Consider the following 13,763-nt stretch of genomic DNA (forward strand, 5'->3'; position numbering starts at 1 on the left):
CCAGACGACCTCGTCGGCACGATCCCACACCAGGGTGCCCAGCTTGCCGTGGTAGTTCCCATCGACCACCCAGCCGCCGGCGGCGGTCACACGGCTCGCGGCGTCACGGAACTCCGCCTCACCGAGGGAGGTCCAATTCGGACCCCAGTGCAGCGCATCGAGTTCGATGTGCGGAACGGCCAGAGTGCGGGCGAGCCGCGCCGCGAGGGTTGACTTCCCGGCACCGGAGCAGCCGACGACGAGGACCCGCGCGGGGCCGTCAGTCGAGGCAGAACTCATTGCCCTCGATGTCCTGCATGACGAGGCAGGACTCGTTCACCCCGTCGGCTTCGAGGAGCTCGAAACGCGTGGCGCCGAGTGGGATGAGACGCGCGCATTCGGCTTCGAGAGCGGCCAGGCGCTCGGCACCGACGAGGCCGGTGCCCACGCGCACGTCCAGGTGCACACGGTTCTTCACCACCTTGCCCTCGGGCACCCGCTGGAAGAACAGACGCGGGCCGACCCCGTGGGGATCGACGCAGGCGAACACGGAGCCGTGTTGCCCGGGCGGCAGCGTCTGCTCGAAGGCGTCCCACGAGTCGAACCCCGGAGGTGGCGGCGGCACAACGTATCCCAGAACCTCACACCAGAACAGCGCGACCTTTTTCGGATCCGCGCAGTCGAACGTCACCTGAATCTGCCTGACCTCAGCCATGCGGCAACCATAGCCAGCGAGGCGGTCAGTTCACGACCTATTTCCGCGCCTTCTCCCCTCCGATATCGGCATCCGCCACCGCGGCGCGGAGGTGGATGCTATTGCCGGAAGCGAGAGGATCAATGCCGGGCCAGTCTCTGCGATCGCGGCCGTGCGAGTAGTTCGCCGAGCCGGGCCACCTCCTGCGGCGTCGCACCGCTCTCGTCGACGGTGACCAGCGTGAGCACCCGCACCGCCGCACCGGCCCGCACCGCCGCCTCGAACTTGTGATGTCCGTCGAGGAGATAATGGGTGAGCGCCCAATGGGAGTAATAGTCGGAACCGTCGTACTCCACCGCCGGCTGGCGCACGTCGAGGATCGACAACGCTACCGCGGTCGGCGTCGTCCCCTCGGCGAGAAGGTCGAGATAATGCCGAACTCGCGGCTCGTCGTTCCACGCGGGAGGAACCATGGGGACCGCGAATTCGTAGAGGTGCGCCTCGGGGTCGATCGCGGTCTCGTAGGTCCGGTAGTAGGAACACCGCGGATCGTGCGGGCGACCTCCCCAGAGGCTGTACGTCGCCCAGGTATCCAGCTGCTCATGGGTGAAGTAGTCGCGATCCGCTCGCGGGTCGACTAGTTCAGGGTGGACCTCGATTAGCAGCGGGACGTAATCGCCGATTGGCAGTAGCGGAGCGAATGCGTCGATCACCTCGTCGGAAACACTGTCGAGTCCGCGTTCCAAGGCCGCCAGTGGTTCGGGCCCAATCGTAATCGGCGTGGTCTCATCCGCGGTGCGCTCGAACAGGAACGGACAGGTGCCGCACCAGAACGACAATCCGAAGACCGGATTCGATCGATGAAACAGAGTCCGATCCGAGTACTCGTTCGCTGCGTCGATGGGGGCGATTCGGAGTGCCGCCTCGCCGGGTGCCGCACCGAGACGACGCTGCGGTGCGGCGTGCAGAAGCATGTCCGCAGCGTAGCCCCACCCGCTGTGCGCCGCTAATGACCGGAGGTGGCGGCCCCATGGACCCGGGAGGGGAGGAGGAGCGCGGCGGCGACCACCACCACACCGATGAGCGCTGCGGCCACGAAGGCCCACTGCAAGCCGCCGACGAAGGCCTCCGGCTGGGAGGCGCCCGCTTCGGTGAGCTGTGCGGTGCGATTCGACATGACCACGATGAGCGCCGCCGTGCCGATCGCCCCCGCCACCTGCTGGAGCGTGCCGAGCAACGAGGAACCGTGCGAATACAGGTGCTCCGGGAGGTCGCCGAGTCCCACGGTGAAGACCGGGGTGAACACCGCAGCCAGGCAGGCCATGAGCGCCATGTGGATGGCGACGATGACCGGGTAGGGAGTGGTCGAGCTGATCCGGCTGAGCGCGGCGAGGGCGATGACGATGCCGATCGAGCCGGGAATCACCAACGGTCGCGCACCGACCCTGTCGTAGATCTTGCCGACCTGCGGGCCGAGCAGCCCCATCGCCAGTCCACCCGGCATCACCAGGAGACCGGTCTGCAACTCGGACAGGCCGCGGAGGTCCTGCAGGTACAGGGGCAGCAGGATCATCGAGCCGAGGAACGCCATGAACGCGGCGGTCATGAGCAGCAGGGACACCGCGTAGGTGCGATGGCCCAGGGTGCGCAGGTCCAGCAGCGGCATCTCGCGCTGCTGCAGGCGCACCTGGTACGCGGCGAAGGCGGCGATGAGCAGGACGCCCGCGAGCACCGTGAGGACCGGCCCGGTCCAACCGCCGGTGCCGATCTCGCTGAGCCCGTAGACGAGGCTGCCGAAGCCGCCCGCAGCGAGCGCGACGCTGAGCCAGCTGACCGGCGTGCTCTCGGTCTCGCCGACGTTCTCCAACTGCCGCATCCCGGCGATGCCGACGAGCACAGCGATGGGCAGGACGAAAGCGAAGATCAGCCGCCACGAGCCGAAGTGCAGAATCACACCGGACACCGCCGGCCCCAGCGCCGGCGCGCACGACATGGCCAGCGTGACCTGCCCCATCACGCGGCCGCGGTCGCTCTCCGGGACCACGGTCATCAGGGTGGTCATGAGCAGCGGCATCATCACCGCGGTACCGCCCGCCTGCACCACGCGGGCCGCGAGCAGCACCTCGAACGTCGGCGCGACCGCGGCGAGCGCGGTTCCGGCGCTGAACGTGGCCATGGCCACCGCGTACGCCGTGCGCGTGCTGACGCGCTGCAGGAACCAACCGGTCACCGGGATCACCGCGGCCATGGTGAGCATGAAGACGGTGGAGAGCCACTGCGCCGCGCGGGCGTCGATGTGGAAGTCGGTCATCAGCCGCGGGATCGCGTTGATCATGATCGTCTCGTTGAGGATCACCACGAACGTGGCTGCGACCAGCAGTTTGATCACCAGCGGCGTGCGCCCGGCCTGCTCGGTCCGTTCGTCGACGGGCTTCGTCAGGTCGGTGGGGGGATGGTCCATGGGATCAGTGTGCGTGGTCATGGTGTGTTCCTCATAGTCGTTTTCCGACGACTCGGGATCGTCGCCGTTATACCTACGACGAACGCCTGACAGGTTTTTCGACATCACCCTCGGCGCCGCGGTTGAGAAACCGGCGTTCGGCGCGCCTACCAGTGGATACGAGCTCCGCAGCCGAGATTTCGCCGGTTTCGCGACGGCGCATCGGGAGGAGCCTCCCCACGGAGATCGGTACGCTCGGTCCGGTGTTCGCAATACTGCGCCGGTCGATTCGGTACGTAGTGATCGTGCTCATCGTCATCGTCGCGGCATCCAGTACGTGGGTGCAGTGGGAGAGCCGTTCGCGGATCGATCAGAACGCCTCCCGCGACTGGGTGATCGTGTTGGGCGATCGCGTGGTCGATGGAGAGCCGTCGGTGTACCTGCGGGAACGCCTCGACACCGCGCTCGCTGTTCTGCGCGAGAACCGCGCCCGACGCGCACTGGTGTCGGGGCACGCCGCATCGACGAAGGGCGACGAGGTCGCCGCGATGCGCACCTACTTGATCCAGCACGGCGTGGATCCAGGGAAGATCACCGACGACCGCTTCGGCGTGACGACCTACAACACCTGCGCCCGCGCCAGGACGGTGTTCGGAATCGACTCGGCGATTCTCGTGACGCAAGACTTCCATCTGCGGCGCGCGGTCGCATTGTGTCGCGCAGAGGGCATCGATGCCGCGGGTATCGAGGCGGATTCGGACGCCGGGGTCTACCTGACGGTGCGGAACTGGGTTCGAGAGATCGGACTGTCGCGCCCGAAAGCCGCGCTCGACGTCCTCCGCGATCCCGGCCCGCAGACCAGCGATCGTTGAACTACACGTTGAAGCGGAACTCCACTACGTCACCGTCGGCCATGACGTAGTCCTTGCCCTCCATCCGGACCTTGCCGGCGGCCTTGGCGGCGGCCATGGTGCCGTTCGCGTCGAGGTCGGCGAAGGAGACGATCTCCGCCTTGATGAAGCCCTTCTCGAAATCGGTGTGGATCACGCCGGCGGCCTTGGGGGCGGTGTCGCCCTTGCGGATGGTCCAGGCGCGCGACTCCTTGGGGCCGGCGGTGAGGTAGGTCTGCAGGCCCAGGGTGTGGAAACCGGCGCGCGCCAGCGAATCCAGGCCCGGCTCGTCCTGGCCGATGGACTCCAACATCTCAGCCTGATCCTCGGGATCGAGCTCCAACAGCTCTGACTCGATCTTCGCGTCGAGGAACACCGAATCGGCGGGCGCCACCGCGGCGGCCAGTTCGGCCCGCTTAGCGGCATCGGTGAGCACGCCCTCGTCGGAGTTGAAGACGTACAGGAAGGGCTTGGCGGTCATCAGGTGCAGCTCGCGGATCGGCGTGGTGTCGAAACCGGCGGCGAACAGGGTCTTGCCGTCCTCGAGCACGAGCTGCGCGGCCTTCGCGGCCTCCAGCGTCTCGGCGACCTCCTTGTTCTTGCGCGCCTCCTTCTCCAGCCGCGGCAGCGCCTTCTCCAGCGTCTGGAGATCCGCGAGGATCAGCTCGGTGGCCACGGTGTCGATATCGGCGAGCGGATCGACCTTGCCCGCCACGTGCACCACGTCCTCATCGGAGAACACGCGCACCACCTGGCAGATCGCGTCGGCCTCGCGGATGTTGGAGAGGAACTGGTTGCCCATGCCCTCGCCCTCGGAGGCACCCTTGACGATGCCGGCGATATCGACGAACGACACCGTTGCCGGGAGGATCCGTTCCGAGGAGAAGATCTCGGCCAGGCGGTCCAGGCGCGGGTCGGGCAGGTTCACCACGCCGACGTTCGGCTCGATGGTGGCGAACGGGTAGTTCGCCGCCTCCACCTCACTGTTGGTGAGGGCGTTGAACAGGGTGGACTTGCCGACGTTGGGCAGTCCGACGATTCCGAGGGTAAGGCTCACGGGGCCTCATTCTACGTGCCGACCTCGGCACTCCCGCGGCGGCGCGGACAACCCGCATCCGCGCCGCCGGGGCGCCGCCACCCTCACCGGTAGAGGCTGCCCGAGATCTTCGGATCGTCGATGTTCGTCTTGTCGTACCAGTAGTAGCCGGTGTCGATGGTCTTCGGCAGGCTCTCCTTATTGATCGCCTTCACCGCCGCTGCCACCGTCTCCCTCCCGATGCCCAAGGGGTTCTGGGTGATCGCCCCGGCCATCAGGCCCGACTTGATCGCGTCGATCTGGGCCGCACCGGAATCGAACCCGACGATCGTGATGTTCTTCTTTCCACTGCGCTGCGCGGCGTTCACCACGCCGGTCGCCGCTCCCTCATTGGTGCCGTACAGCCCGGCCAGATTCGGGTAGGCCTCCAGCATCGTCGACGTGAGATCGGCGGCCTTCGCGGGATCGCCGCCGTACTGGACGTCGACGATCTTCACTCCGGGCGCGTTCTTCTTGATCCAGTCGGTGAATCCGTCGCGGCGATCCACACCGGTCTTCGAGGTCTGGTCGTGCGCCACGACACCGATCTCCCCCTTGCCGCCGATCAACTCGACCATCCGCTTGGCCGCCTCGCCCGCCGCCGCGAAGTTGTTCGTGGACGCCGTCGTCACCGGGATATCGCTGTCCACACCGGAGTCGAAGGCGATCACCGGTATGCCCTTGTCCTTGGCTTGCTGCAGGATCGGCGCGACGGCAGAGGAATCGAGGGCGGCGATCGCGATAGCCGAGGGATTGCGATCGAGCGCGGTCTGCAGCAATTGCACCTGCTTCTCGACCTGCGTCTCGCTGTCGGGCCCCTCGAAGGTGATGGTCTTGCCGAGTTCCTTCGCCGACTCCTCGGCGCCCTTGTTCACGGCCTTCCAGAACTGATGCTGATAGCCCTTGGAGATGATCGCGATCTGGCCGTTGCCCGACGAGCCGCCGCTCGAACACGCGGTGAGCGCCGTGGCGGTGGCGACCGCGGCCACGGTGACGGTGGCCGCTCTGGCGATGCGCCGCAATGGCGTGGAAGACAGTGTGAACACGCGAAATCTCCTTGGTAGGTGGATCAGAACGAGGCTCAGGGACGCTTGCGGACGATGTCGATGTACACGGCGACGAGGATGACGGCCCCCACGGCGATGGACTGCCACTCCTGCGGGATCGACATGATGCGCAGGCCGTTGGTGAGCACGCTCATGATCAGGATCCCGATCACCGTGCCGGTGATGGTGCCGCGACCGCCGGCGAGCGACGTGCCGCCGATCACGACCGCGGCGATCGCTTCCAGTTCGAGTCCCTGGCCGCCGGTGGGCTGCGCGGAGTTGAGCCGGGCAGCGGCCAGCACACCCGCGAGGCCGACGAAGACACCGGAGAAGGTGTAGATGGCCACCTTCCAGGACCGCACGTTCACACCGGAGAGCCGGGTGGCCTCCTCATTGCTGCCGATCGCATACGCGTAGCGGCCCATCCGGGTCTTGGTCAGGACGAATCCCGCGATCAGGGCCATCAGCGCCAGCAGTACAACGCTGATCGGGATGCGGGCGCCGGAGACCAGCGACGTGTTGGCGATATCGCTGAATCCGGGGACACTGGTGAACCGGATCGGCTCTGTCCCCGAGATCACCCAGGGACGCACCGATAGTCACGAGCATCATCGCCAGCGTGGCAATGAACGGCGGGATTCCGAGGTACGAGACCACGAGCCCGTTCACAAGCCCGATGACGGCGCCGAACAGGACGCCGCCGATCACCCCCACCCACAGGGGAAGGTTCCAGTGCACCAGGAAAACGCCCGTCATGACGCCGGACAGGATCATCGCCGTGCCGATCGACAGGTCGATGCCGCCGGTGATGATCACCGCGGTGGTGCCCAGCGCCAGCAAGCCGATCGTCACCGAGGCGACGAGGATGCCAGTCAGATTGCTGGCGGTCAGGAAGTTCGGGCTCGCGAAGGAGAAGAAGATCACGATCACGATGAGGCTGACGAAAGCGAGGAACTGTTGCATCTGTCCACGGACCCAGCCGAGGGCGATACTCCCGCCCTGCTGATCCTCCGTGGCGCGCGGCGCGGTGGTCGTGCTCATCACTTCACCGCCGTCTCATGGAATCGGGTGGCGTTCTGCATGATCGTCTCCTGGGTGGCGTTGTCACTGTCGACAATGGTGGCGAGGCGGCCCTCGCCCATCACCGCGATGCGGTGCGAGAGCCTCAGTACCTCGGGAAGGTCGCTGGAGATCACCATGATCGCTTTGCCCGAGGCCGCGAGATGTTCCAGGAGCCGGTAGATCTCGTCTTTGGCGCCCACGTCGATACCGCGGGTCGGCTCGTCGACGATGAGGATGTCGCAATCGCGCGCAAGCCACTTGCCGATGATCACCTTTTGTTGATTCCCGCCGGACAGGTTGCGCACCGCTTGCCGGATCGATGGCGTCTTGATCCGGAGCCGGGTGACCATATCGGTCGCCAGAGTGCTCAGCTCACGGTCGCGGATCACGCCGAGGGTCGCGTGCGCGTCGAGCGAGGACAGCGCGATGTTGTCGCGCACCGTCTGATCGACCACGGCGCCGAATCTCTTGCGATCCTCGGAGAGATAACCGATGCCGTACTTCGCCGCAGTCGCCGGTGAGTCGATCTTCCGCTCGGTGCCGGCCACCTCGATGCGGCCGGCGGTGATCGGGTCGGCGCCCACGATCGCGCGGGCCAGTTCAGTGCGGCCGGCCCCCATCAGCCCCGCGAACCCGAGGATCTCTCCGCGGTGCAGTTCGAACGAGATGTCGTGCAGCGGATGGCTACTGGAGAGTCCCTCGACTTTCAGCACCACCTCCCCCTGCTTCTCGGGGATCGTCGGGCGTTGTTCATCGGCGACCTCACGGCCCACCATCATTTCGATGATCTCCCGCATCGGCGTGGTCGCCGTGGGACGTTGCCCGACGTAGACGCCGTCCCGCAGCACGACGATGCGGTCCGAGATGCGCGCAAGCTCGTCCATTCGGTGCGAGATGTAGATGACGCCGGTGGCGTCGGTGACGAACCGGTCGATGAGTTCGAAGAGCGTCTGCACCTCGGCCTCATTGAGCGCCGCGGTCGGCTCGTCGAGGATCAGCAGCCGCGCGTCCTCGGACAGCGCCCGGGCGATCTCGACCATCTGCTGTTTACCGACCGTGAGGTCGCGGACCCGGGCGTCGGGGTCGATCACCATGCCGAGGCGATCGAGCAGGGCGGAGGTATCGCGAACGCAGCCGCGGCGATCCAGTACGCCGAACCGGGTGCGCTCCCGGCCGAGGAAGATGTTCTGCGCCACGGTGAGATCGGGAACGAGCCCCAACTCCTGATGGATGATGCTCACCCCCAGCGATCGGGCCTGCGCGGGGGAAGTCAACTCCACTGGTGCACCGTCGATCTCGATCGTCCCCTGGTCCGGGGACTCGACACCACTGAGCAGTTTCATCAGTGTGGACTTGCCGGCACCGTTCTCGCCGACGAGCGCCACCCGCTCACCCGGGTACACCTCCAGGTCGACGCCGTCGAGCGCGACGACGCCCGGGAACCGCTTGGTGACGCCGCTCATCCGGATCAAGGGAATGCGACGGGGCGCATCTTCTTCGGTCAGGGTGGACATGCAACTCCTCTGTGTGCTGGATCACAGCAGACATCGGATGTTTGCGTGTCAATAGGGCGTAGAACGCGGAGAAACATGGCCGATCACGCGTCGAAGCCGCACACACATCTGATGTTCGGGGACCACCATCAACCGGACGCGCAGCCCCGGTCCGAGCCGGCGGCCGGCTACTCAAGGCAACCGATTCCGCGACGTCCGGAGCGCCCGGATGAAACGATGACCCTTGCGCAGCACCACCCCGACTCCCCCACTGGAGGCCTCGTGTCAGCTCCGACAGCTCCGTCGACCACGGAGACCGACGGCGACATCACCTACGTCCGCACGAACCCGGACCAACCGCCGGTCGCGATCATCGACCGCAGCCCGATCACCACGAGGCACAAGCTGATCTTCGGCGCCGTCGCGATCCTGGGCGCAGTCGCTTGGGCGTTCATCGCCCTCTCGCGCGGCGAATCGGTCAACGCCGTGTGGTTCGTCCTCGCCGCGGTGTGCACCTACGTCGTGGGATACCGCTTCTACGCCCGGCTGATCGAGCTGAAGGTGGTGCGCCCCCGCGACGATCATGCGACGCCCGCGGAAGTGCTGGAGAACGGCACCGACTACCTCCCGACCGACCGGCGCGTGCTGTTCGGCCACCATTTCGCTGCGATCGCCGGCGCCGGACCGCTCGTGGGCCCGGTGCTCGCGGCACAGATGGGCTACCTACCGGGCACCATCTGGATTATCGTGGGCGCACTCGTCGCGGGCTGTGTCCAGGACTACCTGGTGCTCTGGGTCGCCACCCGGCGACGGGGCCGCTCGCTCGGCCAGATGATCCGTGACGAGCTCGGCCCCATCGGAGGCGCCGCCGCGATCATCGGCATCGCCGCCATCATGACGATTCTCATCGCTGTGCTCGCCCTCGTAGTGGTCCAGGCCCTCGGGCACAGCCCGTGGGGCGTGTTCTCCATCGCCGCGACCATCCCCATCGCGCTGTTCATGGGTGTGTACCTGCGGTTCCTGCGGCCCGGCCGGGTGTCCGAGGTCTCGCTGATCGGCTGCATCCTGCTGCTGGCGGCGGTGATCGGCGGCCGCTACGTGGGCGAAAGCAGCTGGGGCAAAGACCTGTTCACGCTGACCCCGGTCCAGCTGAGCTGGGCGATCATCATCTACGGATTCGCCGCCTCGGTACTGCCGGTGTGGCTGCTGCTCGCGCCGCGCGACTACCTGTCGACGTTCATGAAGGTCGGCACCATCGTCTTGCTCGCCGTCGGCATCCTCATCGCCCGGCCGATGATGGAGGCGCCCGCCGTCTCCGACTTCGCCACCCGCGGTGACGGACCGGTGTTCGCCGGATCGCTCTTTCCGTTCCTCTTCATCACCATCGCCTGCGGCGCCCTCTCCGGTTTCCACTCCCTGGTCAGTTCGGGCACCACACCGAAGCTGCTGGAGAAGGAGGGCCAGATGCGGCTGATCGGCTACGGCGGCATGCTCACTGAGTCCTTCGTGGCGATCATGGCGCTGATCACCGCATCGATCATCAACCAGCACTTCTACTTCGCCATGAACGCCCCGATCGCCAAGACAGGCGGTACCGCGGAGACCGCGGCCACCTACGTCAATTCGCTGGGGCTCAGCGGTGATCCGATCTCCGGCCAAGAACTCTCCCAGGCCGCCAAGGACATCGGCGAGGAATCGATCGTCTCCCGCACCGGCGGCGCACCGACCCTCGCCTTCGGCATGTCGGAGGTCTTGCACCAGGTGTTCGGCGGCTCCGGTATGAAGTCTTTCTGGTACCACTTCGCGATCATGTTCGAGGCCCTGTTCATCCTCACCACCGTCGATGCCGGTACCCGCGTGGCTCGCTTCCTGGTCTCGGACGCGCTGAGCAACCTGGGCGGACCGTTCCAGCGGCTCAAGGACCCCAGCTGGCGGGTGGGCGCCTGGGCCGCCTCGCTCCTTGTGGTCGCCGCCTGGGGCAGCATCTTGCTGATGGGCGTGACCGATCCGCTGGGCGGCATCAACACGCTGTTCCCGCTGTTCGGCATCGCCAACCAACTGCTCGCCGCGATGGCGCTCACCGTGGTGGTCGTGGTGGTGGTCAAGAAGGGCTACTACAAGTGGGTGTGGATACCGGCGATACCACTCGTGTGGGACCTCATCATCACCATGACCGCCTCCTGGCAGAAGATCTTCAGCGGCGATCCCGCGGTCGGGTATTGGAAGCAGCACAGCAATTTCAAGGCCGCCGCCGAACAGGGCCTGCAGTCCTACGGATCGGCGAAGACCCCTGCGGCCATCGACGCAGTGGTCCGCAACACCTTCATCCAGGGCACTTTGTCGATCGTGTTCGCCGTCATGGTGCTCATCGTGGTGATCATGGGCGCCTGGACCATCTATCGCACCGTGACCGGCAACGGACGCCCACTCACCGAGGAGGAGCCGGTGCCCAGTCACCTGTTCGCTCCGAGCGGCCTGATACCGACCCCCGCGGAGAAGGAGGTGCAGGCGCAGTGGGACGCTCAAGGCCTCGCCCGGTCGTCCGGGCACTGAAGGCGGTCCGCTGGTACGTCGCCTCCGTGATGGGTGACAACCACTACGAGAGGTACCTCGCGCACCGCCGGGCGACGCATCCTGACGAACCGGTGATGACCGAGCGGGAGTACTGGAAGGCCCGGCACGACGGGACGACGGTGACCGCCCGTTGCTGCTGAGCAGCGACAGCACGGTGGTGTCTGAAACCCGCTAGCGTGTCCCCGTGCGGGCTGCCAGAGTCGAAGGCGTGAACACCAGCTCGCCCCACCTCGACTTCGACCGGTGCTACCGGGCGATCGCCGGCCGGGATGCTCGATTCGATGGGCAGTTCTACACCGCCGTCGCCACCACCGGCATCTACTGCCGCCCCTCCTGCCCGGCCACCACACCGAAGCGGGAGAACGTGAGCTTCCACCTCACCGCGGCCGCCGCCCAATCGGAGGGCTACCGCGCGTGCCGACGCTGCCTCCCCGATGCCGTGCCCGGATCACCGCGGTGGAACCTCGAATCCGACCTCGCCGCACGGGCCATGCGACTCATCGCCGACGGCACCGTCGACCGCGCCGGCGTACCCGGGCTCGCCGAGCGGTTGGGATACAGCCCCCGACAACTGAGCCGCGTGCTCACCGCCGAGCTCGGCGCCGGCCCGCTCGCGCTCGCCCGGGCGCACCGCGCCACCACCGCCCGCATCCTCATCCAGGGCTCGGCGATGTCCTTCTCCGACATCGCTTTCGCTGCCGGTTTCTCCTCGATCCGCCAGTTCAACGACACCATCCGGGAGGTCTTCGCCCGCACACCGTCGCAACTGCGCGCAGCCGGCAGGGGCGCTCCGCCCGGAACCGGCGAACTCACCTTGCGGCTGGCCCTCCGCGGTCCGTACGCCGCGAGCTGGGTGCGCTGGTTCCTCACTGCTCACGCGGTGCCCGGGCTCGAGCACGCCGACGGTGACCGCTACACCCGGGTACTCAACCTGCCCGGCGGCCACGGCATCGCCACCATCGATCTGTCCACCGCCCCGGACGGATTCGTCCGCGCCACCCTGGTGCTGGCCACGATGAGCGATCTGTCGGTGGCGGTGACCCGGCTACGGCACCTCCTCGACCCCTAAGTTGGTCTTGTCCGGGATCTACTCCCGGACGGCCCAGGTGGGTGGGATTGACTTACCTCCTTCTGCCACAGTTACGGCTTGCCCAGAACGGTTCGCCCACCCGCCTGTGGTCACCTTGACCGCTAATTGAGATCCGCTGCGAAGATGATCCGCTGCTTAGGGAAATGCTGCGGCTGGGTGAACCTCGGGCCGCCCTCGACCAATGAGCGGAGAGCGAATAGTGCAACCGATTTACGTCGGCGTCGACATCGGAAAGCGGTTTCACCACGCGTGCGTCATCGACGCTACGGGAAGCGTTCTGCTGAGCAGGCAGGTGCTCAACAGCGAGAGCGACTTGAACGCGATCGCCGCCGAAGTCGAACGGCAAGCTGAAGGTGCAGCGGTTTGGGTGATCGACGTTGTCTCGGAGATCTCGGCGCTGTTGCTGGCGATCCTCGCCGCACGTGAGGTTGCCCATGTGGTGCGGTATGTACCGGGCGCGGCCGTATCGGCGATGTCGAAATCCTTTGTCGGTGAGGGTAAAACCGACGCCAGAGACGCGAAGGTTATCGCGGAGCTCGGTCGCCTACGACGATCTCTGAGGACAGTGTCTCTGCGTGATGATGCGACAGCGGCATTGACAACGCTGACTTCCTATCGATCTGACCTAGCCGCAGAGTGGGTCGCCAACATCAACAGGCTCCGCGCAATCCTGACCAGTATCTTTCCTGGTCTGGAACAGCAGCTTGACCTGTCGACCAAATTCCCGCTGATCCTCGTCTCGATGTTCTGCACGCCCACCGCCGTGATCGAGGCCGGCGAAAAGGGCGTCCACGAGGCTTTGCTGACCGCCGGGGTCTACCGGAACTCCGCTGCACGCCTAGCCGCGGCCGCGATGGAGTCGGCCAGGCATCAATCCGTTCGTGGAGCTGGAGAGAGTGATATCGCAGCTCTTACAATGCGATTGGCCTCCCGGCTGCTGTTGCTTCTCGATGAACGGAAGCTGCTCGACAAGCAGATCGCTGAGTTGTTCCGACAGCATCGCCATGCTGCCCTGATTGAGTCGATTCCAGGACTCGGACCGCAACTCGGCGCCGAGCTATTGGTCTGTCTCAACGGTGATATCCGGAACTTTGCCAACGCCGGCAAACTCGCCTCTTACGCTGGTTTGGTGCCGGTCCCGCGCGATTCAGGCCGAATATCGGGGAACATGCGTCGGCCGCGCCGCTACAATCGAAGATTGCGTCGTGTCTTCTACCTCGCGGCCATGACCAGCCTGAAAGACCCCGATAGTAGGTCGCGCCAGTATTACGACCGAAAACGATCGGAGAATCGCACGCATACGCAGGCGACACTGGCGCTCGCGCGCCGTCAAGTTGATGTCCTGTGGGCGGTACTACGCGACGAGCGCCCTTACACCGGGGCCGCGCCGGAGGGCGCCGTCATGGCCGCTTGAGGTCAA

General features: G+C 66.1%; 12 protein-coding genes and 1 pseudogene. 5 read left to right on the plus strand and 8 right to left on the minus strand.

Features of this window, described 5'->3' with window-relative positions; all coding sequences use genetic code 11:
- Positions 1–259: 259 nt before the first annotated feature.
- The 3 genes from TPAU_RS15490 to TPAU_RS15500 all read right to left on the minus strand — a co-directional run bounded on the left by TPAU_RS15490 (position 260) and on the right by TPAU_RS15500 (position 3,155).
- Positions 260–694: a VOC family protein gene (locus tag TPAU_RS15490; protein WP_013127695.1), complete on the minus strand. Its 435-nt coding sequence runs from the start codon at positions 692–694 to the stop codon at positions 260–262.
- A 119-nt stretch (positions 695–813) separates the two neighbouring features.
- Positions 814–1,647 carry a hypothetical protein gene (locus TPAU_RS15495; RefSeq protein WP_013127696.1) on the minus strand — a complete coding sequence of 278 codons (834 nt, stop codon included), beginning with the start codon at positions 1,645–1,647 and terminating at the stop codon, positions 814–816.
- 32 nt (positions 1,648–1,679) lie between these two features.
- Complete coding sequence (locus TPAU_RS15500; RefSeq protein ID WP_013127697.1) at positions 1,680–3,155, minus strand: MDR family MFS transporter; 1,476 nt, start codon at positions 3,153–3,155, stop codon at positions 1,680–1,682.
- 221 nt (positions 3,156–3,376) lie between these two features.
- Between TPAU_RS15500 and TPAU_RS15505 the strand changes: the two genes are divergently transcribed.
- Positions 3,377–3,985, plus strand: coding sequence for a SanA/YdcF family protein (locus tag TPAU_RS15505; protein ID WP_115329887.1), 609 nt, complete (start codon positions 3,377–3,379; stop codon positions 3,983–3,985).
- 1 nt (position 3,986) lies between these two features.
- On the opposite strand, the gene ychF is transcribed toward TPAU_RS15505, so the two are convergent.
- From ychF to TPAU_RS15525, 5 genes are all read right to left on the minus strand, one after another.
- On the minus strand, positions 3,987–5,060 hold the full coding sequence (gene ychF / locus TPAU_RS15510; protein ID WP_013127699.1) for a redox-regulated ATPase YchF: 1,074 nt from the start codon (positions 5,058–5,060) through the stop codon (positions 3,987–3,989).
- 83 nt (positions 5,061–5,143) lie between these two features.
- Positions 5,144–6,124, minus strand: coding sequence for an ABC transporter substrate-binding protein (locus tag TPAU_RS15515; protein WP_013127700.1), 981 nt, complete (start codon positions 6,122–6,124; stop codon positions 5,144–5,146).
- A gap of 35 nt (positions 6,125–6,159) precedes the next feature.
- Complete coding sequence (locus TPAU_RS23735) at positions 6,160–6,618, minus strand: ABC transporter permease (protein WP_281054805.1); 459 nt, start codon at positions 6,616–6,618, stop codon at positions 6,160–6,162.
- Positions 6,515–7,165, minus strand: coding sequence for an ABC transporter permease (locus TPAU_RS23740; protein WP_281054791.1), 651 nt, complete (start codon positions 7,163–7,165; stop codon positions 6,515–6,517). The genes TPAU_RS23735 and TPAU_RS23740 overlap by 104 nt, the downstream gene beginning before the upstream one ends.
- Positions 7,165–8,700, minus strand: coding sequence for a sugar ABC transporter ATP-binding protein (locus TPAU_RS15525; protein ID WP_013127701.1), 1,536 nt, complete (start codon positions 8,698–8,700; stop codon positions 7,165–7,167). The genes TPAU_RS23740 and TPAU_RS15525 overlap by 1 nt, the downstream gene beginning before the upstream one ends.
- Before the next feature lie 261 nt (positions 8,701–8,961).
- Here TPAU_RS15525 and TPAU_RS15530 point away from each other — a divergent pair, with 261 nt between their 5' ends.
- From TPAU_RS15530 to TPAU_RS15540, 4 genes and pseudogenes are all read left to right on the plus strand, one after another.
- On the plus strand, positions 8,962–11,232 hold the full coding sequence (locus TPAU_RS15530) for a carbon starvation CstA family protein (RefSeq protein WP_013127702.1): 2,271 nt from the start codon (positions 8,962–8,964) through the stop codon (positions 11,230–11,232).
- 29 nt (positions 11,233–11,261) lie between these two features.
- A complete protein-coding gene (locus TPAU_RS22460) occupies positions 11,262–11,393 on the plus strand; it encodes a CstA-like transporter-associated (seleno)protein (RefSeq protein ID WP_342612282.1) in 132 nt (43 codons plus the stop codon).
- Positions 11,394–11,461: 68 nt separating this feature from the next.
- Positions 11,462–12,316, plus strand: a pseudogene (locus TPAU_RS15535) (bifunctional transcriptional activator/DNA repair enzyme AdaA); the annotation flags it as partial.
- A gap of 208 nt (positions 12,317–12,524) precedes the next feature.
- Complete coding sequence (locus tag TPAU_RS15540; protein WP_049825741.1) at positions 12,525–13,757, plus strand: IS110 family RNA-guided transposase; 1,233 nt, start codon at positions 12,525–12,527, stop codon at positions 13,755–13,757.
- Positions 13,758–13,763 lie beyond the last annotated feature (6 nt).

Origin of the sequence: Tsukamurella paurometabola DSM 20162, from assembly GCF_000092225.1 — a bacterium.
GTDB classification, from domain to species: domain Bacteria; phylum Actinomycetota; class Actinomycetes; order Mycobacteriales; family Mycobacteriaceae; genus Tsukamurella; species Tsukamurella paurometabola.